Origin of the sequence: Altererythrobacter epoxidivorans (assembly GCF_001281485.1) — a bacterium.
Taxonomy (GTDB): Bacteria; Pseudomonadota; Alphaproteobacteria; order Sphingomonadales; family Sphingomonadaceae; genus Erythrobacter; species Erythrobacter epoxidivorans.
The window spans coordinates 193,313-220,056 of sequence record NZ_CP012669.1; the positions used below are offsets into that span (position 1 = coordinate 193,313).

Annotated in this window: 32 protein-coding genes; 19 read left to right on the plus strand and 13 right to left on the minus strand. The window is 62.3% G+C overall.

The window, feature by feature from the left end; genetic code table 11:
• Positions 1-2: 2 nt before the first annotated feature.
• Together AMC99_RS00945 and AMC99_RS00950 are read right to left on the minus strand one after the other, a co-directional pair.
• A complete protein-coding gene (locus AMC99_RS00945; RefSeq protein ID WP_061921606.1) occupies positions 3-719 on the minus strand; it encodes an ABC transporter ATP-binding protein in 717 nt (238 codons plus the stop codon).
• Positions 716-1,852 (minus strand): ABC transporter permease, encoded by a 1,137-nt coding sequence (locus AMC99_RS00950; protein ID WP_061921608.1) that lies wholly within the window; start codon positions 1,850-1,852, stop codon positions 716-718. The genes AMC99_RS00945 and AMC99_RS00950 overlap by 4 nt, the downstream gene beginning before the upstream one ends.
• A 92-nt stretch (positions 1,853-1,944) precedes the next feature.
• Here AMC99_RS00950 and AMC99_RS00955 point away from each other — a divergent pair, with 92 nt between their 5' ends.
• The 3 genes from AMC99_RS00955 (at position 1,945) to AMC99_RS00965 (ending at position 5,003) form a co-directional block, all read left to right on the plus strand.
• Complete coding sequence (locus AMC99_RS00955; protein WP_061921611.1) at positions 1,945-2,598, plus strand: TetR/AcrR family transcriptional regulator; 654 nt, start codon at positions 1,945-1,947, stop codon at positions 2,596-2,598.
• Positions 2,599-2,736: 138 nt separating this feature from the next.
• On the plus strand, positions 2,737-4,695 hold the full coding sequence (ftsH, locus tag AMC99_RS00960; protein ID WP_061921614.1) for an ATP-dependent zinc metalloprotease FtsH: 1,959 nt from the start codon (positions 2,737-2,739) through the stop codon (positions 4,693-4,695).
• A 35-nt stretch (positions 4,696-4,730) separates the two neighbouring features.
• The gene (locus AMC99_RS00965) at positions 4,731-5,003 is read left to right on the plus strand and encodes a hypothetical protein (RefSeq protein ID WP_061921617.1); all 273 of its coding nucleotides are present in this window, start codon (positions 4,731-4,733) and stop codon (positions 5,001-5,003) included.
• A gap of 10 nt (positions 5,004-5,013) precedes the next feature.
• Here AMC99_RS00965 and AMC99_RS14195 read toward each other — a convergent pair whose 3' ends face one another.
• The 4 genes from AMC99_RS14195 to rpoZ form a co-directional block, all read right to left on the minus strand.
• Entirely contained in the window at positions 5,014-6,138 is a 1,125-nt protein-coding gene (locus AMC99_RS14195; RefSeq protein ID WP_061921619.1) for a DUF3667 domain-containing protein, read from the minus strand.
• Between the two features lies 1 nt (position 6,139).
• Positions 6,140-7,213: a DUF3667 domain-containing protein gene (locus tag AMC99_RS00975; protein WP_061921623.1), complete on the minus strand. Its 1,074-nt coding sequence runs from the start codon at positions 7,211-7,213 to the stop codon at positions 6,140-6,142.
• Positions 7,214-7,280: 67 nt separating this feature from the next.
• A complete protein-coding gene (locus AMC99_RS00980; RefSeq protein ID WP_061921626.1) occupies positions 7,281-8,009 on the minus strand; it encodes a ParA family protein in 729 nt (242 codons plus the stop codon).
• A gap of 88 nt (positions 8,010-8,097) precedes the next feature.
• Positions 8,098-8,442, minus strand: coding sequence for a DNA-directed RNA polymerase subunit omega (gene rpoZ, locus AMC99_RS00985; protein ID WP_061921629.1), 345 nt, complete (start codon positions 8,440-8,442; stop codon positions 8,098-8,100).
• A 108-nt stretch (positions 8,443-8,550) separates the two neighbouring features.
• On the opposite strand from rpoZ, the gene AMC99_RS00990 reads away from it, so the two are divergent.
• A complete protein-coding gene (locus AMC99_RS00990; RefSeq protein ID WP_061921632.1) occupies positions 8,551-9,741 on the plus strand; it encodes a phospholipase D-like domain-containing protein in 1,191 nt (396 codons plus the stop codon).
• 7 nt (positions 9,742-9,748) lie between these two features.
• Here AMC99_RS00990 and AMC99_RS00995 read toward each other — a convergent pair whose 3' ends face one another.
• The gene (locus tag AMC99_RS00995) at positions 9,749-11,257 is read right to left on the minus strand and encodes a replicative DNA helicase (RefSeq protein WP_061921635.1); all 1,509 of its coding nucleotides are present in this window, start codon (positions 11,255-11,257) and stop codon (positions 9,749-9,751) included.
• A 139-nt stretch (positions 11,258-11,396) separates the two neighbouring features.
• Between AMC99_RS00995 and AMC99_RS01000 the strand changes: the two genes are divergently transcribed.
• The 4 genes from AMC99_RS01000 to AMC99_RS01015 are packed head-to-tail and all read left to right on the plus strand — an operon-like array spanning position 11,397 to position 13,658.
• On the plus strand, positions 11,397-11,882 hold the full coding sequence (locus AMC99_RS01000; protein WP_061921638.1) for a UPF0262 family protein: 486 nt from the start codon (positions 11,397-11,399) through the stop codon (positions 11,880-11,882).
• A 25-nt stretch (positions 11,883-11,907) separates the two neighbouring features.
• On the plus strand, positions 11,908-12,615 hold the full coding sequence (locus AMC99_RS01005) for a glycoside hydrolase family 25 protein (RefSeq protein ID WP_061921641.1): 708 nt from the start codon (positions 11,908-11,910) through the stop codon (positions 12,613-12,615).
• A gap of 18 nt (positions 12,616-12,633) precedes the next feature.
• Positions 12,634-13,050: a cytidine deaminase gene (locus AMC99_RS01010; RefSeq protein ID WP_061921643.1), complete on the plus strand. Its 417-nt coding sequence runs from the start codon at positions 12,634-12,636 to the stop codon at positions 13,048-13,050.
• Positions 13,051-13,088: 38 nt separating this feature from the next.
• Entirely contained in the window at positions 13,089-13,658 is a 570-nt protein-coding gene (locus tag AMC99_RS01015; protein ID WP_232301462.1) for a DUF421 domain-containing protein, read from the plus strand.
• Positions 13,659-13,669: 11 nt separating this feature from the next.
• Here the strand turns inward: AMC99_RS01015 and AMC99_RS01020 are convergent, their stop codons facing one another.
• A complete protein-coding gene (locus tag AMC99_RS01020; RefSeq protein WP_061921646.1) occupies positions 13,670-14,809 on the minus strand; it encodes a M14 family metallopeptidase in 1,140 nt (379 codons plus the stop codon).
• Positions 14,806-15,417, minus strand: a complete 612-nt coding sequence (locus tag AMC99_RS01025; protein WP_232301464.1) for a DUF4136 domain-containing protein — start codon at positions 15,415-15,417, stop codon at positions 14,806-14,808. The genes AMC99_RS01020 and AMC99_RS01025 overlap by 4 nt, the downstream gene beginning before the upstream one ends.
• A 152-nt stretch (positions 15,418-15,569) precedes the next feature.
• On the opposite strand from AMC99_RS01025, the gene galE reads away from it, so the two are divergent.
• From galE to AMC99_RS01040, 3 genes are all read left to right on the plus strand, one after another.
• Positions 15,570-16,625, plus strand: a complete 1,056-nt coding sequence (gene galE, locus AMC99_RS01030) for a UDP-glucose 4-epimerase GalE (RefSeq protein WP_061921653.1) — start codon at positions 15,570-15,572, stop codon at positions 16,623-16,625.
• A gap of 55 nt (positions 16,626-16,680) precedes the next feature.
• A complete protein-coding gene (gene ykgO / locus AMC99_RS01035; protein ID WP_007165381.1) occupies positions 16,681-16,806 on the plus strand; it encodes a type B 50S ribosomal protein L36 in 126 nt (41 codons plus the stop codon).
• 102 nt (positions 16,807-16,908) lie between these two features.
• Positions 16,909-17,520 (plus strand): HAD family hydrolase, encoded by a 612-nt coding sequence (locus tag AMC99_RS01040; RefSeq protein WP_061921656.1) that lies wholly within the window; start codon positions 16,909-16,911, stop codon positions 17,518-17,520.
• An 88-nt stretch (positions 17,521-17,608) separates the two neighbouring features.
• On the opposite strand, the gene AMC99_RS01045 is transcribed toward AMC99_RS01040, so the two are convergent.
• On the minus strand, positions 17,609-17,953 hold the full coding sequence (locus AMC99_RS01045) for a DUF8200 family protein (protein WP_061921660.1): 345 nt from the start codon (positions 17,951-17,953) through the stop codon (positions 17,609-17,611).
• A gap of 160 nt (positions 17,954-18,113) precedes the next feature.
• On the opposite strand from AMC99_RS01045, the gene AMC99_RS01050 reads away from it, so the two are divergent.
• The gene (locus AMC99_RS01050; protein ID WP_061921663.1) at positions 18,114-18,668 is read left to right on the plus strand and encodes a winged helix-turn-helix transcriptional regulator; all 555 of its coding nucleotides are present in this window, start codon (positions 18,114-18,116) and stop codon (positions 18,666-18,668) included.
• Positions 18,669-18,780: 112 nt separating this feature from the next.
• A complete protein-coding gene (locus AMC99_RS01055; protein WP_338021449.1) occupies positions 18,781-18,978 on the plus strand; it encodes a hypothetical protein in 198 nt (65 codons plus the stop codon).
• Here AMC99_RS01055 and AMC99_RS01060 read toward each other — a convergent pair.
• Positions 18,972-20,174, minus strand: coding sequence for a serpin family protein (locus AMC99_RS01060; RefSeq protein ID WP_061921669.1), 1,203 nt, complete (start codon positions 20,172-20,174; stop codon positions 18,972-18,974). The genes AMC99_RS01055 and AMC99_RS01060 overlap by 7 nt on opposite strands.
• A 35-nt stretch (positions 20,175-20,209) precedes the next feature.
• The gene (locus AMC99_RS01065) at positions 20,210-21,718 is read right to left on the minus strand and encodes a YifB family Mg chelatase-like AAA ATPase (protein ID WP_061921671.1); all 1,509 of its coding nucleotides are present in this window, start codon (positions 21,716-21,718) and stop codon (positions 20,210-20,212) included.
• 158 nt (positions 21,719-21,876) lie between these two features.
• On the opposite strand from AMC99_RS01065, the gene AMC99_RS01070 reads away from it, so the two are divergent.
• From AMC99_RS01070 to yihA, 6 genes are all read left to right on the plus strand, one after another.
• The gene (locus tag AMC99_RS01070) at positions 21,877-22,842 is read left to right on the plus strand and encodes an alpha/beta hydrolase (protein WP_198143555.1); all 966 of its coding nucleotides are present in this window, start codon (positions 21,877-21,879) and stop codon (positions 22,840-22,842) included.
• A gap of 97 nt (positions 22,843-22,939) precedes the next feature.
• Positions 22,940-23,074 (plus strand): 50S ribosomal protein L34, encoded by a 135-nt coding sequence (gene rpmH, locus AMC99_RS13815; RefSeq protein ID WP_067678623.1) that lies wholly within the window; start codon positions 22,940-22,942, stop codon positions 23,072-23,074.
• A gap of 32 nt (positions 23,075-23,106) precedes the next feature.
• Positions 23,107-23,499 (plus strand): ribonuclease P protein component, encoded by a 393-nt coding sequence (gene rnpA / locus AMC99_RS01075; protein WP_061927506.1) that lies wholly within the window; start codon positions 23,107-23,109, stop codon positions 23,497-23,499.
• Positions 23,496-23,705: a membrane protein insertion efficiency factor YidD gene (gene yidD / locus AMC99_RS13820; RefSeq protein ID WP_083440033.1), complete on the plus strand. Its 210-nt coding sequence runs from the start codon at positions 23,496-23,498 to the stop codon at positions 23,703-23,705. The genes rnpA and yidD overlap by 4 nt, the downstream gene beginning before the upstream one ends.
• A gap of 68 nt (positions 23,706-23,773) precedes the next feature.
• Entirely contained in the window at positions 23,774-25,558 is a 1,785-nt protein-coding gene (gene yidC, locus AMC99_RS01080; protein WP_061921674.1) for a membrane protein insertase YidC, read from the plus strand.
• 4 nt (positions 25,559-25,562) lie between these two features.
• The gene (gene yihA, locus AMC99_RS01085) at positions 25,563-26,228 is read left to right on the plus strand and encodes a ribosome biogenesis GTP-binding protein YihA/YsxC (protein WP_061921676.1); all 666 of its coding nucleotides are present in this window, start codon (positions 25,563-25,565) and stop codon (positions 26,226-26,228) included.
• On the opposite strand, the gene AMC99_RS01090 is transcribed toward yihA, so the two are convergent.
• Positions 26,225-26,644 carry a VOC family protein gene (locus AMC99_RS01090; protein ID WP_061921678.1) on the minus strand — a complete coding sequence of 140 codons (420 nt, stop codon included), beginning with the start codon at positions 26,642-26,644 and terminating at the stop codon, positions 26,225-26,227. The genes yihA and AMC99_RS01090 overlap by 4 nt on opposite strands.
• Between the last annotated feature and the right edge of the window lie 100 nt (positions 26,645-26,744).

Here is a 26,744-nt window from a genome sequence, read left to right on the forward strand (position 1 = left end):
GATCAGTGTTCCTCCGGCATTTCGGCGCCGTCGTGGGTAATGCGGCCGTCCTCGAGCACGAGGATGCGGTCGGCCAGGTCGAAAATACGATTGTCGTGGGTGACGATGATGACCGATCGGTCGTCGGCCACCGCAACTTCGCGCAGCAGGTCCATCACGCGGCGACCCGATTTGGCGTCGAGCGCTGCGGTCGGTTCGTCGCACACCACCAGTCGCGGTTCGTGGACCAGCGCACGGGCGATGGCGACGCGCTGCTGCTGGCCACCCGATAGCTGGTTGGGAAGCTTGTCCGCCTGGTCGAGGATGTTGAGCTTGTCGAGCATCGCCTTTGCGCGCTCTCGTGCCTCGTCCACCGGCATTCCGCGTGCGATGAGCGGGACTGCGGCATTGGCCGCCGCGTCGATCGAGGGGATCAAATTGTACTGCTGGAAAATGAAGCCGATATTGTCGAGCCGGAACTCGACCAGTTCGGTATCGCCCAGCGCATAGATATCGGTGCCGAATACCTGCACCTTGCCCTGCGTCGGCCAGAGAATGCCGCACATGATCGAGATCAGCGTGGTCTTGCCCGACCCGCTTTCGCCGACGAGGAAGGTCATCTCGCCGGCACGAACGTCGAGGTCGATCCCGTGGAGCACGGTGATCGTCGTGTCGCCAGCGGTGAAATCGCGGGTTACGGCGCGCGTCGAAATCGCGGCTGAGGCGTCGAACGGGCTCATCTGAACACCGCCGCTGGTTCGGTCCTGAGCACGCTGCGCAGCGCGATGAAGCCGGTGATGGCAAGGATCAGCGTCACCGCGACGAGCGAGAACAGCGGTATCTGCCACGGGATGTAGAACCCCTTGAAGGTCGGGTCGCCGCTGAAGCCCCAGATGAAGAGCGCAGTGCCGATCAGGCCGAGCGAATAGCCGATTGCACCGACCATCCCCGCCTGGACCGCGACCATCCGCACGATCTTGGCGTTGGTCACGCCGATCGCCTTCAGCGCACCGAACTGCTTGATGTTGTCGCGAATGAACAGGCTGAAGGTCAGGCCGACGATGGCAACGCCGACAATGAAGCCGAGCAGCACGGTAATCCCGAAATTGAACGGGATGCCGGTGTTCTGGATGACGAAGTCGACCCCGTCCTGTGCCAGCTCGTCGCGGGTCCGGGCGCGGAGTCCGGTCTGCTCCTCGATGCGCGCGGCAAGCTCCTGCGCGCTGGTGCCTTCGGACGCGCCGACGAGTACGAAGCTCAACCGGTTGCGGGTGCCGGGGACATAGCGGAGCGCCTGCGAATAGCGCGTGTAGAGAACGACAGTGCTGGTGAAGCTGGGGATTGCATCGGCAACCCCGCGGATGACCGCACGCTGGTCGTTGAGTTCGAGGACTTCGCCAACCGGGCTCGGCTGGTCGGGATACATGCGGCTCGTCCCGACATCGTCGATGATCACGCTGTCAGGGCGCGACAGGACCGATGTGTCGCCTTCGAACATGCGTTTAGGCAGGCCAATCAGCGTGGCATCGTCGACGCCGATGATGGCCACCTGTTCGAGGTCGCCCGTATCGGTGCGGACGGCGGCATTGGCGCGCAGGTGCGGCACGGCCCATTCGACGCCCGAAACGCCGCGCACTCGCTCCAGCGCGGTCGAGGGCATGGCATAGGCGATGTCGGTGGTGCGGCTGACCGGGTCCATAACCCAGACTTCCGCCTCCGCCACGTTGTAGACCCCGCTCGCTCCGCGTTCGATCAGATTGACGAAAATGGTCAGCTGCTGAGTGATGAGCAGGGTGGAAAAGGCGATGCCGAACAACAGGCCATAGAACTTGGTCCTGTCTCCCGTCAGCATTCTGATCGCGATCCACAGCATGAAAAGAACTCTTGAGCCGACGGGGGGTTGCAGGAGAGGGCCGCAAGGGCCATTATTGAACGGTAGCGTTTAATTGAACGGAGTCGTTCACTTTGTCAACAGCCTCATCTTCTCCCGACGAAACGGCCCGTGCACCCGCGCGCGGTCGCCCCGTCGACGAGGCGAAGCGTGAGGCGATCATCGACGCGGCGCGGCATTCCTTTTTCGAACGCGGTTTCGCGGCGAGCTCGATCGAGCAGATCGCTGCGGATGCCAATGTCTCCAAGGTCACGGTTTACAATCACTTCGGCGACAAGCGCGGACTGCTGTCGGCAACAGTCGACAACGAATGCAGCAAGTTGCGCGGCCTGTTCCATATCGGCGAAACGCCCGACGGGAGCCTGTCGGAACGGCTTACCACGATCGGCGCTGCCATGACGGCGTTCCTCTCGCGCCCCGAAATGGTCCATTTCGACCGCCGGATCGCTGCTGAAACCGAACACGATCCCGAGATCGGGCACGCTTTCCTCAATTCCGGCCCCTACCGGATGAAGGAAGCCTTCACCGCGTTCCTCGAAAGCCGGGTCCAGGCAGGCGAACTCGACATCGCCGATTGCGCGCTGGCGGCGGAACAATTCGTCTCCATGTGCAAGGGGATCGGCGATCTCGAACGGCGATTCGGCAAGGCAGTCGATGCGCAGGCGGACGAAGCGCGCATCGCCGGGGCAGTCGAGGTGTTCCTCGCAGCCTACGCCACAAAGGGCTGATCATACGGCCCCGACACCGCTCCTGAACGAGCGCCCCGATATCAGTCTTCGCAAATCTGCGCGAAAAGCTGCGCCCTCGTTATCTTGCCATTCACCCGCTCGCGCCTACATTGGGCAGGACGAAAGGAATACCTGTCGATGAACGACGAAAACGATCCGAACACAGGCGGCGAAGGCCCCAACCCCTGGGTGAAGAGCCTGATGATCTGGGGCGGGGTGTTTCTCGCCCTGCTGATGGTCGTCACCATGTTCGGCAATTCGAACCAGCCGACCGGCACCGCGATCCCTTATTCGGATTTCCGCGAAAAGGTTGCCGAAGGTTCGGTGAAGGAAGTCGTCGTCGCGCCGGAAAAGATCACCGGCACGATGAGCAACGATGCCGCGTTCACGACCATTCCCGTTGCCAACGACCCCGGCCTGACCAAGCTGCTGGATGAAAACGGCGTCAAATATTCGGGCGCTGAATCGGATGAAGGCAACATCCTGCTCTACATCCTCGTCCAGACCCTGCCGTTCCTGCTGATCCTCGGCATCGCGTTCTTCGCGCTGCGCCAGGTGCAGAAGGGTGGCGGCGGCGGTGCCATGGGCTTCGGCAAGTCGAAGGCCAAGCTGCTGACCGAACGCCAGGGCCGCGTCACTTTCGACGACGTTGCCGGGATCGACGAAGCTCGCGAGGAGCTGGAAGAAATCGTCGAATTCCTGAAGGACCCGCATCGCTTCTCCAAGCTTGGTGGCCAGATCCCCAAGGGCGCACTGCTGGTCGGTTCGCCGGGTACCGGTAAGACGCTGCTCGCCCGCGCCATCGCAGGCGAGGCCGGCGTGCCGTTCTTCACCATTTCGGGTTCGGACTTCGTCGAAATGTTCGTCGGCGTCGGCGCCAGCCGCGTCCGCGACATGTTCGAACAGGCGAAGAAGAACGCGCCATGCATCGTCTTCATCGACGAAATCGACGCCGTCGGTCGCCATCGCGGCAACGGTATCGGCAATTCGAACGACGAGCGCGAGCAGACGCTGAACCAGCTGCTGGTCGAAATGGACGGTTTCGAAGCCAACGAAGGCATCATCATCATCGCCGCGACCAACCGTCCCGACGTGCTCGACCCCGCACTGCTGCGTCCGGGCCGTTTCGACCGCCAGGTCGTGGTGCCGATCCCCGATATCGATGGCCGCGAGAAAATCCTTTCGGTCCACATGAAGAAAGTGCCGCTGGCACCCGACGTAAACCCGCGCACGATTGCACGCGGCACGCCGGGCTTCTCCGGTGCCGACCTTGCCAACCTCGTCAACGAAGCTGCCCTGCTGGCCGCCCGCCGCAACAAGCGGCTCGTCGCGATGCAAGAATTCGAGGACGCCAAGGACAAGGTCATGATGGGGACCGAGCGCCGCTCGATGGTCATGACCGACGACGAGAAGAAGATGACCGCCTATCACGAGGCCGGGCACGCGCTCGTGTCGCTGAACGAGCCGGCATCCGACCCGATCCACAAGGCGACGATCATTCCGCGCGGTCGTGCGCTGGGCATGGTCATGCGCCTGCCGGAACGTGACAGCTATTCCTATCACCGCGACAAGATGCACGCGAACCTCGCTGTCGCCATGGGCGGCCGCGTCGCCGAAGAAATCATCTTCGGTCACGACAAGGTATCGTCGGGTGCATCGGGCGACATCCAGTACGCCACCGACCTTGCCCGCAGCATGGTCACCAAGTGGGGTATGTCGGACAAGTTGGGGCCGCTCCAGTACGAGGAAAGCCAGGAAGGTTATCTCGGCATGGGCCAGACCGCGCGCACGATGGCCGGTTCGGAAACGAACAAGCTGATCGATGCAGAGATCAAGGAACTGGTCGAAAGCGGCCTGAAGCGTGCAACCGAAATCCTGACCGACCAGGAGGACAAGCTCCACCTGCTCGCCCAGGCATTGCTCGAATACGAAACGCTGACCGGCGAGGAAATCGACAAGCTGATGAGCGATGGCAAGATCGACCGTCCGGATGCGCCCAGCGGTCCGACGATCGCGAAGCCGCCGCAGGGTTCTTCGATCCCGAAAGCGGGCAAGAAGTTCGGCGGATCGGAAGGTCCGGCACCGCAAGGCGCCTGATGCGTTGACCTCCTGAACGACACAGGAGGTCAACCATGAACAAGCTTTCGATAATCGCCGCTGCAGCCGGTGCAATGGCGCTCGGCGCGTGCTCGCAAGAGACGCAGGACAATATCGAACAGACCGCAGAATACGCCGCTGACGATGCGGCCAAGAACCTCGATGCCGCAGGCGAAGTGATCGAGGATGACCTTGCCGATGCCGCCGCTGGCGTCAGCGCCCGTGCAGACAAGGTGGAAGATCACCTCCGCGACAATGATGATCCGGCAGACGAAGTGGAAGCCGCACCGGCCTTCAACGGTAACTGATCGAATTCTGTCAGCCTGCGCTGAGCAGGCCGATGGTCAGGATGAAGACCGCAGCGGCAAATCCCGTGAACAGGTAGAGCAGCGGCAGGCGGATCAGAAGGCCGTGCTTTCTCTGCTTGTAAGTGCCGATGAAGTGCACTGCCTGGTGCACCGGGATCAGCAGTATCGGGATCGGGGTCAGGGCATCCAGCCCCAACTTGCTCAGAACTGCAGCGATCAGGAACAGGAACAGCCCGACGCTGATCGAATAGGATACGAAAACGGCATGATCGTACATCGGGTACCGGCGTGACCCGAACAGGAACAGCAGGCTGACCAGGGGCGCGCTGATCGGTATCAGCAGCCACCCGAACTTGTAGGCGGTGTTCTGCAGTTTGTAGGCGAGGAGGTCGGGGTTTTCCTTCGCCTTGATCCATTGCTGGTCCAGCCAGCTGAGATCGCCAGGCTCGACCGTGAAATACCCTGCCGAGGTGAAGTCGGACGTGGGATCCTTCGCGAACTCTGCGGTCTTGATCCCCTCGGCCTTCATGCGGCGCCAGCTTTCCACGTAGCCTTCCTGCAAGGGGATGGCCCGGTCGATCGCGGCGATCGCCTGCCGGCGGTATTCGTCGCGGTTCTCGGCGGTGAATTTCACCGTGCGGTTGCGATACATGCGTGTCAGCAACTCGTCGCGTTCGGGACTGGCCGGTCCGGACAGGACCTCGCGCCTTTCTTTCAGATTTTGCAGGCCGTCGATCTGGGCCTCTAATTGCATGTCGACGCTGTTGCGATCCTGCCAGTCGTCGAATTTGACCGCACCGCCCATGAGCGAGAGCGTGGCGAAGGTGACGAGGACCACGAACAGATAGAGCGCAATGGGCGAGATGTACTTGGCCCGTTTCCCCTCGATATATTCGCGGGTCATCTTGCCCGGGCGCAATGCGATGGCGGGAAGGGTGCGCCACAGCTTGCCCTCGAAATGCAGCACCCCGTGCAGCAAGTCGTGGACGAAGGCATGGAGCGTGCGATGGACATGGGCGCGTTGCCCGCATTGTTCGCAATAAGGGCCCGTCAGCGGCGAACCGCAATTGAGGCAGGCAGCCTCGTGCGTGTGCCCGTCGGCTTCGGTGTCGGGCGAAACGTCAGTCACGCTCACCTCAGAACGCCCCGAGCAGGATAAGCAGCCAGACGAACAGCCCAAGCACGACGAAGACGATGACGTTAGTCAACACTACCGTCCGCCACAGGGCGGAGAAACGCGTCAGCTCGTAAGTGTAGCGCAGCTGCTTGTAGATATGGATCGGCGGCACGACAGCCAGGCCGAGGAAAATCCACATGCCACCGATGCCCAGGGCGAACAGCACCGAAAGCGTCACGAACAGGAGCGACATGAAGGCCTGCGAATAGGTCACGAAAACCGCGTGATCATAGGCATGGAAACGCCTGCGCCACGCAAACAGCAGCCACACGAAGGGGATCGAAAGCGGGATCAGCAACCAGCTGAATTTGTAGCCGTTGGTCTGCAGCTTGTAGAGCATCAGGCCGGGGTTCTTTTTCCACTTTTCGACCAGGGCATTGTCGAACGCCTCGATACCGGTGCCCGTGAAGGAGAAGTTCTGGGTTCCGCCGAGCTTCATTTCCGACACCGTGTCGATGCCGCTCAGTTCCTGTTCGTAGCGTTCGAGCTTCGCCTTGCTTTCGGCGTAACCGGGGTCGTCTTCCGGGGTGTCGGCAACAAGCTGCCTCTGATCGTCGACTTTCTTCTTCGCGACTTCGCGCGCCTGTTCGATATTGGACTGCACCGTTTCGGCCGTGCTGAAATCGGTCGGCGTCGATATGCCGATCATCGAGAACACGGCGAACATGGTGAAGACGCTGAACAGGAACATCGACATCGGGCTGACGAACTTGGCCCGTTCGCCATCGATATAGCGGCGGGTCAGGACGCCCGGCTTGAAGGTGAGCAGCGGCAGAGTGTTCCAGAGCTTGCCGTCGAGATGCAGCACGCCGTGGATCAGGTCGTGAAATAGGCCTGCCAGGCTGCGATGGATCTCGCCCCTCTGTCCGCAGGCATGACAATGCGAACCGACCAGTTCGGTGCCGCAGTTGAGGCAGGTGCCTTCTTCGCCTGTCGGGAGGGCACCGCCCTTGCCGCCATGTGCTGGCTCGACCGCACGGCCCAGCAGGCCGCCTTCGATCGCGCTCCCGATCCCTTCGGAAATCCCGCTCATAAGTTCCCCTTCGGGTGACCCTTATATGCGGCTGTATCGCGTCAGGGGAAGCGCCGAGTGCCTGTATTCAACGCTTTGCGAGCTTGCGGTCGATCGCCTGCCACAGCCGGGCGAACTGTTCCGCAGGGGGTGAACTGCGTGCAAAGGCGCCGACCGGCTGGCGGCGCACGGCACATTGTTCGACCATGCTCGAATAGGGGAGCACCGGCCATTTCGGCTCTTGCGCCAATGCCTCGCGGTGCAGCTTGCGGCGCTGGTCGACCATGGAAAAGACCGGCAGGATCGATGGCCCTTTGTCCCCGACGCGCTTTATCTCCTTCGCCACCATGTCGAAGGCGCGATGCGAAAGCGGGGAGGGGGGCAGCGGCACGATCACGATATCGGCAGCGCGCAGGACCTGGCTCGAAACCTCGTTCACCCCCGGAGGGCAATCGAGGACGATGCGATCGTATTCCTTTTCCAGCTTCGCGGTCAGGCGGTCGAGCCTGCGACGCTTGCCGATCTGGGTCAGTTGGGTGTCGAGCTGGCGCAGGCTGTCGTCGGCGGGCAGCAGGTCGAGGCCGGGATAGCCCGTCTCCCACATCAGCTCGTCAGGCGCGCGGTCCTGCCGGAAAACGCCCTCGGCCTTCTTTCCCTTGGGCTCGATATTGTAGAGAAAACCCGCACCGCCAGCGGCATCGAGGTCCCACAACAAGGTCTGGTGCCCGCCCTCGATTGCCGAAAACCATGCGAGGTTTGCCGCGATGGTGGTTTTGCCGACTCCGCCCTTGGCGCTGTAGATCGCTGTGACTGCCATCGGGCCATCCTACAGCGATCCGCGCGACTTGCGCACAAAAAAGGCCGCCCTTGCGGAGCGGCCCCTTTGGTTTCCTGTGACGGAAGGATCAGCCGTCGTAATCGGCGCCGATCGAAGTGGAACGGGTCGGGGCCGAGGCAGTGATGCGCAGGGCTTCTGCCGACTGGCTGAGCGAACCGATTTCATCGGCTTCGTCTTCGTCGTCCGGCAGGATCTTCTGCAGGTTCACGATGACCGATTCCTTGAGTTCCTTCGGCCTTACAGTCTGTTCGGCGATCTCGCGCAGGGCAACAACCGGGTTCTTGTCGCGGTCGCGATCGATGGTCAGCTCGCTGCCGCCCGAAATCTGGCGTGCACGCTCTGCTGCGAGCAGGACGAGATCGAAGCGGTTGGGGACTTTGTCGACGCAATCTTCGACGGTAACGCGCGCCATGTGGCACTCCAATATTCTGTGCGTGTCGGAAAGGCGCTGCACCTAGGCATTGGCGCGGCGAGAGTCAAGAAATTGCGTTTCTGTGCGGCTTGGGGCTAGAGCGCGTCAATGGGTGAGATCGAAGGGCAGGACCGCGGGCAGCTGTTGAGCGATTTTCGCGATCCCGTGCCGTTCAGCATGCAGGGCGCCGGCCACGAACTGACCGTGCTGTCCGGTGGCTTGGACCGGCTCGATGCATTGATGGCAATGATCGACGGGGCGCAGCAGTCGCTGAAGCTCGCTTTCTATATCTTCGACCGCGATCACGCGGGGAAACAGGTGCTCGAGGCGCTGGCAGCGGCAGCCCGGCGCGGTGTCGATGTGCGACTGATAGTCGATGGCTTCGGCGCCTCCGGTGACGAGGCCCAGTTCCGGCCGCTGGTAAAGGCCGGCGGCAAGTTCTGGTTATTCAGCCCCAAGTGGACACGGCGCTACCTGATCCGCAACCACCAGAAGATCGTGATCGCCGATGGCAAGAGCGCGATCATCGGCGGCTTCAACGTGGCGGACGATTACTTCGCCTTGCCGAGCCAAAACGGCTGGAACGACCTGGGGCTCACGCTGGAAGGTCCGGCGGTTGCCCGGCTCGACGAATGGTTCGCGAAGCTGGAGACCTGGGTTTCGAGCAAGCGCGCACAATGGCTGGCGATCCGGCGAGCGGTGCGAACATGGGATCCTGGCGAAGAGCAGGTCCAGGTCCTGATCGGCGGACCGACAACGAGGCTGTCGTCTTGGGCGCGTGCCGTCCGCCGCGACCTCGATTCGGCCAGCCAGCTCGACATGATCATGGCTTATTTCTCGCCGTCCAATTCGATCCTGCGCAAGATCGCGCAAGTGGCGAAACGGGGCAGGGCAAGCCTGCTGATGGCGGGAAGATCGGACAACGGAGCGACCATCGGTGCAACCAGGTCGCTTTATTCCTACCTGCTCAACCGCGGGGTGGAGATTCACGAATTCGACCTCTGCAAGCTTCATACGAAGCTGATCGTCGCCGATGACGTGACCTATATCGGCAGCGCCAATTTCGACATGCGCAGCCTCTATCTGAACCTCGAGATCATGCTGCGGATCGAAGATGCGGCCCTGGCGGAAAAAATGCGTGCCCATGTCGCCCACCATCGCGCGGTGTCGTCCCCGATCACGGCCGAGAGCCATCGCAAACGGGCAAGCTTGTTCAATCGCATCCGCTGGAACCTTGCCTGGTTCCTCGTTTCGGTGCTCGATTACACGGTGGCGCGCAGGCTCAACCTGGGTCTGTGAGAGAACCCTATTCGTAGCCCCAGTCCGAATAATCCTTCGTATTCGGGCTGGTGAACTTGGTAATCTCGCTCTGGAAGTGGAGCGGCACGTTGCCGGTCGAACCGTGGCGCTGCTTGGCGACGATCAGCGTCGCCTTGCCGACCAGTTCCTCGTAACGTTCTTCCCACGCGCGGTATTTCTCCTGCGCGTCGGGCGACGATGATGCGTCGGGGAAGTCTGGCTTGGTCGCGAGGTGATAATAATCGCCGCGATAGATGAACCAGACCATGTCGGCGTCCTGTTCGATCGAGCCCGATTCCCTAAGATCGGACAGCATCGGACGCTTGTCTTCGCGCTGTTCGACCGCACGGCTGAGCTGCGACAGCGCAATCACCGGAACGCTCAATTCCTTGGCCAGCGTTTTCAGGCCGCGGCTGATTTCCGAAATCTCATTAACGCGGTTGTCGTTGGCCCGTCCCGAACCCTGCAGCAGCTGGAGATAGTCGACCACGATCAGGCCAATATCGTGGCGCCGCTTCAACCGTCGTGCACGCGTGCGAAGCCCTGAAATCGTCAGCGCCGGAGTATCGTCGATATAAAGCGGCAGTTCGGCGAGACGCTGGCTCGCATAGGACAGCTTCTGGAATTCATCGCGGCTGAGCTTACCCGAACGCAAGGATTCGCTGCTGATTTCCGCCTGTTCGGCAAGGATACGCGTGGCCAGCTGGTCGGCGCTCATTTCGAGGCTGAAGAAGGCAACCGGCGCGCCGTAATTGAATTCGCCGCCGTCGCGTTGCCAGTTGAGATGCTCTTCAGCACAGTTGAAGGCGATGTTTGTGGCAAGCGAGGTCTTGCCCATGCCAGGGCGCCCGGCGAGGATGATGAGATCGCTTTCGTGCAGGCCCGAGGTTTTCTGGTCGATGCTGCTGAGGCCGCTGGTCTTGCCCGAAAGGCCGCCGCCCGACTTCATCGCGGCTTCAGCCATCTTGATCGCGGTCAGGGCGGCATCCTTGAAGCTCGACGCCTCGCTGCCGGTGGTCGCCCCTTCGGCAACCCGGAACAGGTCCGCTTCGGCCTGCGCGATCTTGTCCATCGGGGCAACGTCTTCGGAAGTGTCGAGCGCGCCATCGACGAGCCCGCGACCGACACTGACGAGTTCGCGCAGCAAGGCAAGGTCGTAGATCTGGGCCGCCAGTTCACCTGCCGCCAGCAGGCCGGCGCCGTCGGCGGTCAGCTGCGCCAGATAGGTCGTGCCGCCAAGCGCCTTCAGGGCCTCGTCGCTCTCGAAATAGGGCTTCAGCGTGACGGGGCTGGCGGTCGCATTGCGATCGACCAGCTTGTTGATCCGGTCGAAAATCCGCTGGTGAACGCCTTCGAAAAAGTGATCGGGCCGAATCGGGGTGCGCAATTCTTCCAGCACCCGATTGTCGATCAGCACGGCGCCAAGAAACGCCGCCTCGGCCTCGATATTCGAGGGCAGGGCTCGTCCAGTGTGCGTGCTATCGGCAGGGCGGAGGAGGAGATCGGTGTCGGCCATCGGTCCCTATTGCGCCGCGCCCGCACCCCTGCGCAAGAGCCAATGCTTGCATATTTTCATCATCCCATTGTGGATAGCGGGGAAGGTTTCCGGAAACGCTTGCTTAAACCCTGTTGCATCTGCGAAAGGCCTAGTCCTGATGGCTCAGGATCATCGCATCGCGCACATCTCGCTGGACGAGGAAACGATCATCTGGCGCAACGCCGATGTCGAGCAGGAGCGGCGCGTCGCGATCTTCGACCTGATCGAGGAAAACTGCTTCAAACCCGTACGCAGCTCCGAACGCGGGGCACAGGGGCCCTACCAGCTTCGCCTGTCCGTGATGGACGGTCGGTTAAAGATGGAAATCAGCGACGAAGCCGGCAACTTGCTTGAAGAATTGCTGATCGGACTGGCGCGTTTCCGACGCCCGATCCGCGAATATTTCGCCATTTGCGACAGCTATTACCAGGCTATCCGCAAGGCGACCCCAGCGGAGATCGAGACGATCGACATGGCGCGACGCGGCATTCACGACAATGCCGCCGAACTCCTGATGGAACGCCTCGAAGGCAAGGTGGAAACCGATTTTGCGACCGCTAGACGCCTTTTCACATTGATCTGCGTGCTGCATATCAAGGGTTGAATAACGGGTCGTTCAAAACGGGATCATGGCACGCAGGAAATCAACCGCGCGGCGCTCCTGGCGCCTCTACGCCATTGCGGCCATCGTGCTCGCAGGGGCGCTGGCGCTCGCCTGGTATTGGTGGGACAAGCGCAGCTGGACCCCGGACGAGAGCGTCTATCCCGAACAGGGTGTCGCCATCGACGACCGCGCCGGGCTGGTCGGGTTCGAGACGGTGCGCGCTCTCGGCGGGCAGTTCGCCTATCTCGGCGCGAGCAGGGGCGCGTCTGGCAAGGACCAGCGTTTCGCCCGCAATGTGAAGGCTGCGCGCAGGGCCGGCTTGCGGGTCGGTGCCATCCATCTGTTCGATCCTTGCGTCAGCGCCGATGCGCAATCCGCCAATTTCGTCACCATGGTGCCGCGCGACGGCGACCTGCTGCCGCCTGCCATCGAACTGACGGCCATTGCCGACGAATGCGCAGAGCCTGTCAGCGATGCCCGGGTTGAAAGCGAGTTGCTGACCCTGATCAACCAGGTCGAAATGCACGCGGGCAAGCGCGCAATATTGAAGATCGGCCCGGCATTCGAAAGCCGCTATGGCCTGGCGGAAGGGATCGAACGCGACCTGTGGTTGACGCGCGACCGTTTCGCACCGACTTATTCCGGACGGCCATGGCTGCTCTGGAGCGCCAATGCGGCACGCGCCACTGAGGCATCCGAAGAACCGATCGAATGGGTCGTTGTACAGCCCTGACAAGGGCAGGAGATTTCGATGAGCGAAGACAACAATCGTGACAGCCTGATCGCTGCCGCCAAGGCTGCGCTCGAGAATTCCTACTCACCCTATTCGAAGTTTCGAGTCGGTGCGGCGCTGCGCTTTGCCGACGGAACGGTTGTGACAGGTACCAATATCGAAAACGCCAGCTACGGCCTGACCCTGTGTGCCGAGACTGTTGCGGTGGCAAAGGCGATGGATGACGGGCATCGCGGTGGGCTGGAAGAGGTTGCGGTGATCGGCGACACGCCCGGAGCGGTCAGCCCGTGCGGGCGCTGCCGACAGGTGCTCAACGAACTGGCCGAACTCGGCAACACCGATCCGGTCGTCTGGTGCGCGGGCGAGGAAGAGGTCGTGAAGACCACGCTATCGGATCTGCTGCCCCGGGCCTTCGGACCTGCCAGCCTGGACTGAGGCAAACCGCGCCGGACATTTCGGCACAAGCTTCCGCCTTGCGCGTTGTCAGCAGTGACGCACGCAAGGGAGGAAGCCTCATTTTCGTAGATAACAGCCTGCTCGACGGCCTGATCAAGGGCGCGATTCTGGCGATTGCCGCACTTGTCTGGGTGGTGATCCTGATCCGTATCAACGGGCTTCGATCGCTCTCCAAGATGAGCAATTTCGACTTCGTCATGACGGTCGCCCTGGGCTCGCTCGTCGCCGGTGCCGCTCAGGCGAGTGAATTGCCGGCTCTCTTGCAGTCGCTGGCCGCGATGGTCGGGCTGTTCATCACCCAATATACGGCTGCTCGGCTGCGAAAGGCTTCCGACACCGTCGAGGACGTTCTCGATAATTGCCCGGCGTTATTGATGCGCGACGGAAAGTTCGACGAACAGGCGATGCGGTCGAACCGCGTCACCCGTTCCGACCTGATAGCGAAACTGCGCGAGGCCAATGTCCTCGACCTCGCGCAGGTGCGCGCCGTTGTGCTCGAGACGACCGGCGATATTTCCGTGCTGCACGGCGAGAGGCTCGACTGGACCCTTTGCGAAGGGGTCAGCGGAGCGCCCGCGCCAGACTGATCGGGTGGAAATCAGCCTTCGCGCGTCTCGATCCACTCGAGCAGCGCGGCAAGGCATTCCCGGCCCAGCATCTTGCAGCGTTCCGGGCTCCAGCCCTGTTCAGGCTCGGGGAAATCGATCAGGTCCTTGTACGGCATTTCCAGCGTCATCGCGGTGCATTTGTAACGCTGCGCGATCTGGGTGGTCGCCATCGTCATGTTCGCCTTGCCAGGAGCCGACTTGGGATAGCCCAGCCGCGTCTGGAAATCCGGCGTCCGGCGGTCGAGGATCGCTTCGTAGCGGTTGAAGCCGCCGATGTGTTCATCGGTCAGGCCTGGAAGCCCTTCGTATCCGGCGAGGAATACAGCCGGAATTGCCTCGTCGCCATGCACGTCCATGGCGAAATCGACGCCGGTTTCGTCCATCCGGTTGCGGATGGCGAGCACTTCGGGCGATTTTTCAGCCGTCGGGGTTTCCCATTCGCGGTTGAGATTGGTGCCGACGGCATTGGTGCGCAGGTGCCCGCGACGCGATCCGTCCGGGTTGCAATTGGGCACGATATAGAGCCGGCACCGCTGGCGCAGGCCACGTCCGACCGGATCGGCAGGATCGGTGAGGCATTCCAGAGCGCCCTCCATCCACCATTCGGCCTGCGTTTCGCCCGGGTGCTGGCGCGCCGTGAACCACACCTTCGTTTCGCCTTCGCCCATTTCGAGGCAGTCGAGCGGCTGTCCGTCGAGCGTTTCGCCGAGGCGCACGAGGTCGACCCCTTCGCTGGCGGCAGCTTCCGACACGAGATCGTGATGCCGCTCCATCGAATAGGGCGCGAAGTAGGCGAACCAGGCGACGTTACCGGCAGGCGTATAGCTGATCGTCAGCGTGCCGTTGGCTTCTTCCTTGTCGAAGGTCGTTTCCGCACGGGCCCAGTACTCGCGATCTTCCGAAACGCAGGCGGTATAGCCGGGCCAGCCCTCTGGATAAGCAGAGGCGTTGAGATTGACGATCTTCAGTTCGACCGGCTCTCCGGCCGGGCCGGTCACCCGGAAGTGGAACCACTGCGCGAATTCCGACTGGTTGTCCTTGCGGATCGCCAGTCGCGCGCTGTTTCCTGCGATTTCCTGTACTTCGATGTTGCCGCTGTCGAACGCGGCATCAATTGCAATTGAACTCACTCATTCACCTCGATCTGGACGGTCTCGCCATTGCCGCCGGGGAAATTCCGGAACAGCGCCTCTGCGATAACGTCGGCTTGCTTTGTCGGATCGGCGAGGTCGCCCTCTACCCCGACGGAAAATTGTGCGCGCCCTTCCCAGACGGCGCGGCCTGTATCCTTGTCGCGTAGCATGACCGCAAGGTCGGTGCCGATGCGTTCGCGGCTCTTGCCGCCGCCGAGATTGATCCCGACACCCACGCCGAAGCCCGAGCCATAGGACCCGGTCGACCCGCCCATGCCGACGCTGACCGGGCCGCGGCGATCGCCATCGGAATCCAGCCTGTATCGCTCTACGGTCACCTGTGCGACCAGCGCGGCATTCGTGCGCGAGTTTTCGACATAGCCTAGGCGGCCCAGCTGACCGGCAACGGCGGCCTCGTAAGGGGCCGAATCGCGTTCCGCGAGCCTGGCTCCCGGCGCGCTTTCCACGAACACCGTTCCGCGAGCGGCGGCCAGCATGCTGCCATCGTGAAACCGGGTGACTTCGATCGGGCTGGGCGGTGCCGGTGTCGATGCGCAACCTGCCAGCAGGGCAGCGGTTGCGACGGCAGGCAGAAATCTGATCATCATATGCGTCCCTCTCGGTCGGGTATGTGGTCGAGCCGCCCGCCGAGCGCAAGCGTCCATCAGGAAGCCAACGCACGAGAACAGATGTCGGGACCGCTCAATGCGGACCATGTCTTACGAAATGTTTACCATGTCCGAACCATAAGGCGGGCATGAAAAACAAGCCTTCTGTCCTCGTTACCGGCGGTGCCGGCTATATTGGCAGCCATGCCGTCCTCGCATTGAAGGACGCGGGGTGGAAGGTCGCGGTGATCGACAACCTTTCGACCGGCTTCCGCTTTGCCGTACCCGACGACGTTCCCTTCTACGAAGGCGATGTCGAGGACGGCGCATTGCTGATGCGGATTTTCGGCGAGCAGAAAACCCGCGCCGTCATGCATTTCGCAGGCTCCATCGTGGTTCCCGAAAGCGTCGAGGATCCGCTCAAATACTATCACAACAACACTGCCAAGAGCCGCATGCTCATCGAAGCTGTTGTGCGCGCCGGCGTGCCGCACATGATCTTCTCGTCCACTGCGGCGACATATGGTGTGCCCGATGTCTCGCCCGTCAACGAGGACGTGCCGCAGCGCCCGATCAACCCCTATGGCTGGTCGAAGCTGATGACCGAGCAGATGCTGGCAGATGTCGCGGCGGCGCACGATCTCAACTATGGCGTGCTGCGATACTTCAACGTGGCTGGGGCCGATCCGCTCGCAAGGACGGGCCAGTCGACTGCGGGGGCCACGCATTTGATCAAGGTCGCGATCGAGGCGGCGCTGGGGATGCGGGACAAGGTGGCCGTTTTCGGCCAGGACTTCGATACGCCCGACGGCACCGGAGTACGCGATTACATCCACGTCAGCGATCTTGCACAGGCACATGTCCTGACGCTGGAAGCGCTGATGGCTGATCCTGCGCGATCGCTGACGATGAATTGCGGCTATGGCCGCGGCTTCTCGGTGCTCGAGGTGCTCGATGCCGTTGACCGCGTTGCAGGCTGCAAGCTGGACCGGACGATGGAGCCGCGCCGCGCCGGCGATCCCGCCTCGCTCGTTTCCGACCCGTCGCGCATTCGTGCCACCGTTCCGTGGCAGCCGCAGCATGCGGATCTGGATACGATCATTGCCCATGCGATGGCATGGGAGCAGAAACTCGCCAGAATCCGCGCCGACAAGGCCAGCGAAGAGTTGACCTACCCTGATTCGGCCTCTATGCGCGCTGCTTGAAATTCCGGCATCGGAGCTTATCTCCGGTGCCTTATTTATTCCCGGGAATGGTACAATGAAGATCCGCAACAGCCTCAAGTCGCTGAAGAACCGCCACCGCGATTGCCGCGTCATTCGCCGTCGTGGCCGGACCTACGTCATCAACAAGACCAACCGCCGCTTCAAGGCCCGCCAGGGCTAATCGCTGCGTATTGGCCGGTCGCCCTGCCTGGGCGGTCGAGCAGATATACCGGCCCGCCTCCGCATCGGAGTGCGGGCCGTTGCTGTTTGTGGAGTTAGTCCCGTGTCCAGTTCAGTAAAGGCGGTCGTTTTCGATGTCGGCCGCGTCATCATCCAGTGGGACCTGAGGTGCCTGTTCGCCAAGCTGATCGATGATCGGGAGGAACTCGACTGGTTCCTTGCCAATGTCGTGACCGAGGAATGGCATTTCCAGCACGATGCGGGCCGGGCGCTCGACGACATGGTGCCCGAACGCCAGCGCGAATTCCCCCGTTATGCGGCCGAGATCGAGGCCTATCGGACACGCTTCCTCGAAACGATCCCCGGACCGGTCGAGGGGACGGCGGACCTGATCGAGGCGCTGGACGCCAATGCGGTGCCCCTGTTCGCGATCACCAATTTCGGCGCGGAGTTCTGGGAGGAGTTTCGCCCGACCGTGCCGATCCTCGATCGTTTCCGCGACATCGTAGTCTCCGGGCGCGAATGCCTGGCAAAGCCTGACCCGGCCATATTCCGACTGGCTGCGGCGAGGTTCGGCCTCGACCCCGCCGACATGCTTTTCATCGATGACAATGCTGCCAATATCGCTGCGGCGTCGGCTGAAAACTGGCAGGTGCACCATTTCACCGATGCAGCACGACTTGGAAATGACCTCGTTGCCCGTGATCTGATCTGAGCAAAGAAAAAGGCCCCCGACGCATTGCGTCAGGGGCCATCGGGATCGCACCTTGCGTGGAGAGGTGAAGGTGCGTCGGGGACAGGGGTTACTTGCCGTTGCAGGCAGCCAGCTTGTCTTCCGGAAGAGCCTCGTCACCGGCGGTGAAGCTGGTGATTTCGCCGACATCGCGCGAGAGGCCGCGGCACACGCGGGCCGGGCGCGAGTTGCCCTTGCCGGCGCGGCAGGTGGTGCCTTCGCAGAACCAGGCAACGCCCGATGCGACGGTGCGGCTATCCTTGGCTGGCGTTGCCAGCTCGGCCGTGTAATAGGCGCCGGCCGATGCAGCCTGTGCCGGGGCAGGTGTGACGATCGCCCCGAAAGTGAGAGTGGTATAGGCGGCGGCCAGCGTCAGGACGCCTAGGCGGCTCGTGTGGGGGATGGAGAGGGCCATTGTAATTTTCCTTCGGTTGTGAGAACCGGTTTCAGTTGCGAATCAAAACCAGTTGCTATTCACTACCTATTCAGGAATGATATAGGTTGCAAGTAGAAACTGAAAATATTTTGGCGTGTTGCAAATTTCGCGCTAAATAGGTTGCAACGAGAGGACCGAAATGGGCGAGATCAGAGAGTCACTGCGCGAACTTATCGAATGCGGCCTGCCGCAAGCGCTTGAAGTCATGGGTGAACGCTGGTCGTTCATGATCCTTCGTGCCAGTTTCAACGGCCTGCACCACTTTGAGGAATTCCTCAGCGAGTTGGGCATTGCGCGCAACATCCTGTCGAACCGGCTGGCCAAGCTGGTCGAGCATGGCATCCTGAAGCGCGAGCCTTGTGCCGATGACCGGCGCAAGATCGAATATCGTCTGACGACCAAGGGCTTCGACCTGCTGCCTGCAATGATCGCCCTGCGCCAGTGGGGCCAGAAGTACGGCGCGGAAATCGAAGAGAACCCGGTCCTCGTCGACGAGGTGGACCGCCTGCCGATCGGACCGGTTTCTATCCTGTCGCATGACGGGCGCATTCTCGACCACCGCGACCTGTGGCTCGTGCGTCCGCAAAACGTCGGTGAGCGTGCCGACGGCTCGATTGCCAAGCCGGGCAAGGGCATGGAACGCGGCGACGTTGTCGATCTGGGTTCTGTGAAGAAAGCCGCCGCTGCTGGCTGACGGCCCGCAGCGCACGCCCGACGGTCGCTATCTCATTATCGATGGCCGCCTCTGGCGCGCCTCCAATCCCGGTCTCGATCCGTATGAGCGCGAAAGGCTGGTCAAGGCGCTGATGGATGCGCGCCGCGCGGTCGGTGCGGCCAAGCGTGACGGCGATACCGAAGCAGAAAGATCTGCCCGGGCGCAGGTGCACGAGGCGAAGCTCGCCTTGGGGGAACGCGGTCCGGTCTGGTGGGACGACGGTGCGCCCGACCAGAACCGGAAGCTGCTCAAGAACTCGAGCTACGCCGGTTTGGCGGAAGATCAGTAGTCGTCTTCGACCACCGGCTCGAACGGCTGGGGGTCAGAGATCCGGCCGACAAACAATATCTCATTTTCCTTCAGGTCCCTGATGACCATTATGAAGGGACGGTCGGCATGGAATGGCACCGGGTCCGTCTTGTAGATCGTGCCTGCGGTGAGGATGATGCTGATCGTGGTCACTGCTGCGGCGCGTGTCCCGGCATCGAAGACCTGCAGTTTGGTAACGTGGCGGGCTTCGCTGACCATCAGTGGCAGCTGGCCAGGCTCGGCCATCAGCGAAAGATCGGCTTGACCGATCGTGAACGGCTTGGTCAGGCCGAGCGCCATCAACGGTTCCTTGAGGCTGGTTTCGTAATCGACCTCGAACTGGGGGATGAGGAGGTCGGAAAGCTGGGGCTTGGCCTCGCCAAGTGCGCTACCGAACTCTTCGATTGCCTGCGGGCTCGGCGTTTCATCCATGACGCGCCGCTTGGTCGGCATGATCACGTCCATGGCATAGCGTTCGTTCGCATATGGCAGGCGGACCGCAGACCATCCGCCTTTTTCGACCCGCTGCAGCGACAGCACCTTACCGACGAACTTGAACGGCGCATCAATGCCGTTGCCGTAAAGGAAATTTCGCTGGTCGCCGCCGGTCAGCTTGGTTTCCCACTTGCCATCGAAATAGAGCGCGTTTGCGAGGATCGCGACAAGATCCGGAGTGATTGCCTGCGGGCTCACAACCTCGGGAATAAGCCCGTCGGTCGCTTCGTCCGCCCAGGCGTTGATCGTGTCTGCGGCTGGTTTGGGCTTCAGTACGTCGATCAGTTCCGAGGTCGCATCGTAGCGGGATTTTGCCGCATCGACATAGCTCTTGCGGAACCGGAATTCGTCCGAGAGGAACAGGGCGTTGGCCAACCTGACCTCGACATCCTTCTCGTTGGTTCGCAGGTAATCGGCATTCCTTGGCGCGGGTAGTATCGCATCGAGCTGATCGGCAGTTTCGCCTGCTGCGCCGAGCCTCAGCAAGCCGAAAGCCTGGTCGACGCTGGCCGGCGAATAGACCACGTTCTTTTCCGGGCCTGCCTTTTCATCGAGGATCGGAAACAGCGCCATGGCTCGCGAAACATCGCGTTCGGCGACTCCCCCGGTGTTTTCGGCGGATTGCGGCGTGACACATGCGGCGAGAGCCAGCGGGGCGAGCAGGGCGAGATGGTGCTTCATGCCATGCTAAACGCACGAAAGGTCAAAGGGTTGCGTCAGGCCCGCGGCGCTTGCCTGCGATAGCTCAGTGCCTCTGCGACATGGATACGGCCGACCTGGCGTGCACCGCCAAGATCGGCAATCGTGCGTGCCACGCGCAGCATACGCGTATAACCGCGCGCCGACAGCCGCATGGCCTCTGCCGCCTGCAGCAAGAGCTTCTGCCCTGCTTCGTCTGGCTTGGCCCAATGTTCGAGTGCTTCGCCATTCAGTTCGGCATTGCTTCGTGCGCCGGTTTCGCTTGCGCGTGCGGTTTGCAGATTGCGTGCGGCGGCCACCCGTGCGGCGACCTCTGCCGAACCTTCAGTCGGCGGCGGCAGGGCCATGTCGAGTGCACTCACCGGGTCGACCTCTACATGGAGGTCGATGCGATCGAGCATCGGACCCGAGACCTTGCTCTGGTAATCGGCAGCACATCGCGGAGCGCGCGAGCAGGCCAGTGCAGGATCGCCCAAATGGCCGCAGCGGCACGGGTTCATCGCCGCAATCAATTGCACCCTCGCCGGGAAGGTCACATGCGCATTGGCGCGTGCCACATCGACGCTTCCGGTTTCCAGCGGCTGGCGCAGCGAATCCAGCACCGCGCGCTGGAATTCGGGCAATTCATCGAGAAACAGGACGCCGAGATGCGCCAGGCTGACCTCGCCCGGGCGCACTTTCAGCCCGCCGCCGGTCAGCGCTGCCATGCTGGCCGAGTGATGCGGCGCACGGAACGGACGCGTGCGGCTGATCCGGCCACCCTCCAGCATGCCAGCGACAGAGGCGACCATGGAAACTTCGAGTGCTTCGGATGGCGACAGTTCCGGAAGGATTCCCGGCAGGCAGCTTGCGAGCAGGCTTTTACCTGCGCCGGGCGGACCGACCATCAGCAGATTGTGTCCGCCCGCAGCAGCGATCTCCAGCGCGCGCTTGGCGGTTTCCTGCCCCTTCACCTGCCTGAGATCTGCGACCGGCGGGGCCACTTCGACCTCGCCGCGCTGCGGTTCGGGCAGTTGTGCAGTGCCTTTGAGATGGTTGAGAAGACTGACAAGATCCGGCGCAGCGAGCACCGGCACTCCGCTCGCCCATTTCGCCTCCGCCCCCTGTTTGGCAGGGCAGATCAGGCCGGCTTCGCCTTCGCTTGCATGAAGCGCGGCGAGCAGAACGCCGGGTGATGCGACGATCCGCCCGTCGAGCGCAAGTTCACCGACCGCGATCCATTCGGTCAATTGTTCGGCATCGGTCACACCCATCGCCGCGAGAAGCGCCAGCGCTATGGGCAGGTCGTAGTGCGACCCGTCCTTGGGCAAATCGGCGGGCGACAGGTTGATGGTGATCCGCTTCGGCGGGAGCGCGAGGCCCATTGCCGCCAGCGCCGATTGCACTCGTTCGCGGCTTTCGCTCACCGCCTTGTCCGGCAGACCGACGATGGCAAAGCGCGGCAGGCCTGCCGCAACCTGGCATTGCACCTCGACGCTGCGCGCCTCCAACCCCAGATAGGCCACCGTTCTGACTAGCGCGACCACTTGCGAACCCCCTTCGCCGCTCCCGAGCGGCGAGCGGTTTGTGGCGTATTAATAAGGACTTGTCGATAGTCCAGGCAGGTCAGCCTAAGTAGTCGTCAACCCGATCGAAAGCATAGATCTTTGCCGTTTCGGAAGGGGGCAGGGCTCACAAGCTGGCCATGCGCAGCCTTGCCCTCTTCCTGTTGGCAACTCTCCAGTTCCTCGCCTTGCCGGTGATGGCGCAGGCGCAGGATGCGTATTCCTCGCGCGTGATTTCGGTCGAAAGCTGGGTCGAGGAATGGGACGAGGCAACCCAGCAATGGGTCCGCGTCGCCGATGAACCGGTCAGGGTCGAGCAGCGCGCCGCAACGCGTTTTGAACGGTTCGCCATGCCGCATCCGGCACAGCGTCCGCAGATGCAGCAGTCTGCCTTCGTTCGCGCCCTGCCAACCAGCCAGTCGATTGGCGAATATGGTCCGTTCCGCGTGATCGACGAACACCGCGCTGCGCTGGTCGGCTCGACGAATCGCGGGAGCATCGCCGCCTTCGAGGCCATGCTGGCCGAGTATCCGGGTATCGAGACGCTCGAACTGGTCGAAGCTCCCGGCACCAGCGACGATGTGGCCAATCTCGCGCTTGCCCGCAAAATCCGCGCCGAAGGCATTGCGACACACGTACCAACAGGCGGCTCCGTCCGGTCCGGCGCGGTCGAGCTGTTCCTCGCCGGCCAGAGGCGCACGATCGACGAGGGCGCAGAGTTCGCGGTCCACTCATGGCGCGACAACTATGGGCGCGAGCCGGGCGATTATGCTGCCGACGCTCCGGAGAACCGCTTCTACCTCGATTTCTACGAGGAGATGGGCATGTCACCCGAACGCGCGAAGGCGTTTTACGATATGACAAATTCCGTACCGCACGTGCAGGCGCTGTGGCTCGATGCAGGCGATATGCGTCCGTGGATCGCGCCGGAAAAATCGCGCCGTATCGAATCGCCTGCCGTGATGGACGCAGCCCCGCGGCTCGCCTATCTCGATGTCACCATGGTCGACCTGGGTGCACTCGCAACTCTCGACGCGGATTTCCTCTCGGAACCTCTCGCCGGAATGCAGCTTGCACGGCTTGACTTGGAGACGGCCTTCCCTTAACGGCACCCGCGATACAGGCGGTCGCCTTTTACGGGCGGCCCTTTTTATTGGTGCCCGCTGATTCGCTCAGCGGCATTATTTTGATTTCGAGGACGATATGAAGCGGACTTTCCAACCCAGCAATCTCGTGCGCGCTCGCCGTCACGGCTTTTTCGCCCGCAAGGCGACGCCGGGTGGTCGCAAGGTCCTGCGTGCCCGCCGCAAGCGTGGCCGCAAGAACCTTTGTGCGTAACCGAAACGACTGACGAAAATCATATCGCGGTGATGCGTCGCCGCGCCGATTTTCTTGCTGCGAACCGGGGCCTGCGAGTAGCGCGCCCCGGTTTCGTGCTTTTGGCGCACCCGAATCAGGGCCACGGCAAGCGCTACGGGATCACCGTCACCAAGAAGATCGGGAACGCCGTCGTCCGCAACCGGATGAAGCGCCGTTTCCGCGAATTGCTGCGTGAGGCTCTGCCGGCGCATGGCCTGCCTGACCACGACCACGTGATCATTGGCCGCGAAACCGGGATCGAGCGTGACTTCGCAAAACTGCGCGAGGAACTCGGCATGGCGCTTGAACGGGCAGCTGCGGGCAAGGGCGATCCGCGCAGGCCGCGCCGCCCGAAAGGCGCGAAGGGCAGCGGCCACGGGTCCCGCCGGCAGAAACAAGCGTGAAGTACATCCTGATCTTTATCGCCCGGCTGTGGCAGTGGGGGCCGTCGCGGATATTGCCGCCCACCTGCCGCTATGCCCCGTCCTGTTCCGAATATGCGGTGCAGGCGCTGGGGAAATATGGCGCAATCAAGGGTGGATGGCTCGCCTTTAAGCGTATAATGCGCTGCCATCCCTGGGGAGGGCATGGATACGATCCGGTTCCTTGAACTGGTGTATTGAATTACTAATACACTTTCCCCACATCTGACGAATTCGAAGACTGAAGAGAACGATCTTGGACAATCAGCGCAACCTCCTGCTCGCCGTGGCGCTCTCCTTCCTGCTGATCCTCGGCTGGGACGCTGCCATGCGCTACGTCTATCCCGAGGCATCGCTGATGGGCGGCCCGGACACCGAAGAACAGGCTGCCGCCGATGGCACTGCGACTGTCGCAGCGCCCGCCGCCAGCGGCGCCGCAATCGAAGGCGATACGACCGCTGCTGCAGGGCCGGTCGATCTCGATAAGGCACTGGCGAGCGAGCAGCGTGTGCGCATCGATGCCCCGCGCGTCGAAGGTTCGATCAACCTCGTCGGTGCACGCATCGACGATATCGAATTGAAGGATCACCGCCAGACGGTCGACAAGGACAGCCGTCCGGTCCAGTTGCTCTCGCCGCAGGGCACGGAGAATCAGCAGTTCGCCCAGTTCGGTTGGCTCGGTCAGGGCGTCAGCATTCCGGGCGCCAAGACTGTCTGGCAGGCGGATGGCGACACGCTGACCGCAGGCAAACCGGTCACGCTGAGCTGGGACAATGGCGCGGGCCAGACCTTCCGCATCCGTTTCGAAATCGACGAAAATTACATGGTCACCGCGACCCAGACGGTTGCCAACACCGGTGAAGGTCCGATCGTCGTCCAGCCCTATGGCCTGATCACCCGGACTTCGGCCAATGCCAGCCCCAGCACCTGGAACGTCCATTCGGGCCCGATCGGCGGCTTCGGCGACACGGTCGAATACGATCCCGAATATGACGACCTGGCGGAAAGCGGCACCTATAATCCGCAGGGCGGCGCGACCGACTGGATCGGTTTTTCGGACATCTACTGGCTGTCCGCCCTCGTCCCCGACAATGGCAAGGACGCGACCCCGGGCTTCCGCTCGCTGGGCAATAACCTGTTCCGCGCCGACCTGATCTACGCCCCGCAGACCGTCCCTGCCGGCAAGCAGATCAGCCGTACCACGCGCCTGTTCGCCGGGGCCAAGGAATCGGTCGTCCTCGACCAGTATGAAGATGCCGGCATCCAGAACTTCGGCAAGGCGGTCGACTGGGGCTGGTTCGAATGGTTCGTGAAGCCAATGGTCTGGCTGCTGCGCCAGCTCTACGATTTCGCGGGCAATTTCGGCGTCGCCATCATCCTGCTGACGATCCTGATTCGCGGCGTGATGTTCCCGATCGCGCAGAAGCAGTTCGCGAGCATGGCGGCCATGAAGGCGGTCCAGCCCAAGATGAAGGCGATCCAGGAACGCTACAAGGACGACAAGCAGCGCCAGCAGCAGGAAGTGATGAAGCTGTACAAGGACGAAGGCGTCAATCCGCTCGCCGGGTGCCTTCCGCTGCTGATCCAGATCCCGATCTTCTTCGCGCTCTACAAGTCGCTGATCCTCGCCATCGAAATGCGGCACAAGCCCTTCGCGCTGTGGATCCACGACCTTTCCGCGCCCGATCCGGCGAAGATCCTCAACCTGTTCGGCCTGCTGCCGTTCGATCCGCCGGGCTTCCTCGGCATTGGCGTGCTCGCGGTGCTGCTCGGCATCACCATGTGGCTGACCTTCCGCCTGAATCCCAGCGCGATGGATCCGGTCCAGCAGCAGATTTTCCAGTTCATGCCGTGGGTGCTGATGTTCGTCATGGCACCGTTTGCAGCAGGCCTGCTGATCTACTGGGTCACCTCGAACCTGCTGACGCTGGCCCAGCAGAGCTATCTCTATTCCAAGCATCCGCAATTGCGGGCTGCAGCGGAAAAACAGAAAGCCGACCAGGCCATGGTCAAGGCGCGCGACGAGCAGCGCAAGGATTGATGTCGTGACACCCGAAGAACAGCGGGCAGCGGAACGGCGCCAGGACGTCGCGGCGAAGCTGTTTTCGGGCCGCGTCGATTTCCTGCTGTCGGCCCCGCAGCTGAAGTTCCTGCCCGATCCCGATGTGCCGGAGATCGCGTTTTGCGGCCGCTCGAACGTCGGCAAGAGCTCGCTGCTGAACGCGCTGACGCTGCGCAAGAATATCGCGCGTGCATCGGTAACGCCGGGCCGCACGCAGGAACTGAACTTCTTCGAAGTAGGTGAGCCGACCCGGTTCCGCCTCGTCGACATGCCGGGATACGGCTTTGCCAAGGCTCCGCCCAAGGTGGTCGAGAAGTGGAAGGCGCTGGTGAAGAGCTATCTTCGCGGGCGGCAGGTCCTCGCGCGCACGCTGGTGCTGGTCGACAGCCGCCACGGGCTGAAGGACGTCGATCGCGAAATGATGAAGATGCTCGACGAGGCGGCGGTGGTCTATCGCGTCGTCATGACGAAGGCCGACAAGGTCAAGAAGTCCGAGCTCGACAAGACGGTGGCCAAGGTCGCGGAAGAGGCGAAGAAACACGTCGCCGCCTTCCCCGAAATCCACGTCACTTCGAGCGAGAAGGGCATGGGCATTGCCGAGCTACGCGCGGCCATACTCGAGGATGCGCTGGGTTCCGACTGGGGCTAGGTCGCGAAAAGCATATCGTCGCTGGCGAATGCTTTCATCTCCAGCGCATTGCCGGCAGGATCGCGGAAGAACATCGTCGCCTGTTCGCCCGGCAGCCCCTTGAAACGGATGGTCGGCTCTATAGCGAAATCGGTTCCTGCCGCTTTCAGGCGCTCAGCCAGTTCTTCCCACTGTTCCATCGTCAGCACGATGCCGAAATGGGGTACCGGCACTCCGTGGCCGTCGACATGGTTGCTCGCGCGGTCGCCCGCCTGTCCGGGCGCAAGATGTGCCACGATCTGGTGACCGTAGAAATCGAAGTCGATCCACTCGTCGGACGAACGCCCTTCGGCACAGCCCATCGCCTGTCCATAAAAGGCGCGGGCAGCGGCAAGATCATCGACGGGAAAGGCGAGGTGGAACGGGCGCAGGGTCATGTCAGGGAGATTAGCGCGAGCCGCAGCGAGCTCCTAGCCGGAATCCGTGTGTTCAGCCTCGACAGGGATTAGCTGAACCACTAACGCGCACCACAGATGC

Excerpts from the sequence above, each read along its gene's own strand:
- AMC99_RS00945 (WP_061921606.1), bottom strand. The coding sequence starts at position 719 with ATGAGCCCGTTCGACGCCTCAGCCGCGATTTCGACGCGCGCCGTAACC.
- AMC99_RS00950 (WP_061921608.1), bottom strand. The coding sequence starts at position 1,852 with ATGCTGTGGATCGCGATCAGAATGCTGACGGGAGACAGGACCAAGTTC.
- ftsH (WP_061921614.1), top strand. The coding sequence starts at position 2,737 with ATGAACGACGAAAACGATCCGAACACAGGCGGCGAAGGCCCCAACCCC.
- AMC99_RS00965 (WP_061921617.1), top strand. The coding sequence starts at position 4,731 with ATGAACAAGCTTTCGATAATCGCCGCTGCAGCCGGTGCAATGGCGCTC.
- AMC99_RS00975 (WP_061921623.1), bottom strand. The coding sequence starts at position 7,213 with ATGAGCGGGATTTCCGAAGGGATCGGGAGCGCGATCGAAGGCGGCCTG.
- AMC99_RS00980 (WP_061921626.1), bottom strand. The coding sequence starts at position 8,009 with ATGGCAGTCACAGCGATCTACAGCGCCAAGGGCGGAGTCGGCAAAACC.
- rpoZ (WP_061921629.1), bottom strand. The coding sequence starts at position 8,442 with ATGGCGCGCGTTACCGTCGAAGATTGCGTCGACAAAGTCCCCAACCGC.
- AMC99_RS00990 (WP_061921632.1), top strand. The coding sequence starts at position 8,551 with ATGGGTGAGATCGAAGGGCAGGACCGCGGGCAGCTGTTGAGCGATTTT.
- AMC99_RS00995 (WP_061921635.1), bottom strand. The coding sequence starts at position 11,257 with ATGGCCGACACCGATCTCCTCCTCCGCCCTGCCGATAGCACGCACACT.
- AMC99_RS01000 (WP_061921638.1), top strand. The coding sequence starts at position 11,397 with ATGGCTCAGGATCATCGCATCGCGCACATCTCGCTGGACGAGGAAACG.
- AMC99_RS01005 (WP_061921641.1), top strand. The coding sequence starts at position 11,908 with ATGGCACGCAGGAAATCAACCGCGCGGCGCTCCTGGCGCCTCTACGCC.
- AMC99_RS01010 (WP_061921643.1), top strand. The coding sequence starts at position 12,634 with ATGAGCGAAGACAACAATCGTGACAGCCTGATCGCTGCCGCCAAGGCT.
- AMC99_RS01025 (WP_232301464.1), bottom strand. The coding sequence starts at position 15,417 with ATGATCAGATTTCTGCCTGCCGTCGCAACCGCTGCCCTGCTGGCAGGT.
- galE (WP_061921653.1), top strand. The coding sequence starts at position 15,570 with ATGAAAAACAAGCCTTCTGTCCTCGTTACCGGCGGTGCCGGCTATATT.
- ykgO (WP_007165381.1), top strand. The coding sequence starts at position 16,681 with ATGAAGATCCGCAACAGCCTCAAGTCGCTGAAGAACCGCCACCGCGAT.
- AMC99_RS01045 (WP_061921660.1), bottom strand. The coding sequence starts at position 17,953 with ATGGCCCTCTCCATCCCCCACACGAGCCGCCTAGGCGTCCTGACGCTG.
- AMC99_RS01050 (WP_061921663.1), top strand. The coding sequence starts at position 18,114 with ATGGGCGAGATCAGAGAGTCACTGCGCGAACTTATCGAATGCGGCCTG.
- AMC99_RS01055 (WP_338021449.1), top strand. The coding sequence starts at position 18,781 with ATGGATGCGCGCCGCGCGGTCGGTGCGGCCAAGCGTGACGGCGATACC.
- AMC99_RS01060 (WP_061921669.1), bottom strand. The coding sequence starts at position 20,174 with ATGAAGCACCATCTCGCCCTGCTCGCCCCGCTGGCTCTCGCCGCATGT.
- AMC99_RS01070 (WP_198143555.1), top strand. The coding sequence starts at position 21,877 with ATGCGCAGCCTTGCCCTCTTCCTGTTGGCAACTCTCCAGTTCCTCGCC.
- rpmH (WP_067678623.1), top strand. The coding sequence starts at position 22,940 with ATGAAGCGGACTTTCCAACCCAGCAATCTCGTGCGCGCTCGCCGTCAC.
- rnpA (WP_061927506.1), top strand. The coding sequence starts at position 23,107 with ATGCGTCGCCGCGCCGATTTTCTTGCTGCGAACCGGGGCCTGCGAGTA.
- AMC99_RS01090 (WP_061921678.1), bottom strand. The coding sequence starts at position 26,644 with ATGACCCTGCGCCCGTTCCACCTCGCCTTTCCCGTCGATGATCTTGCC.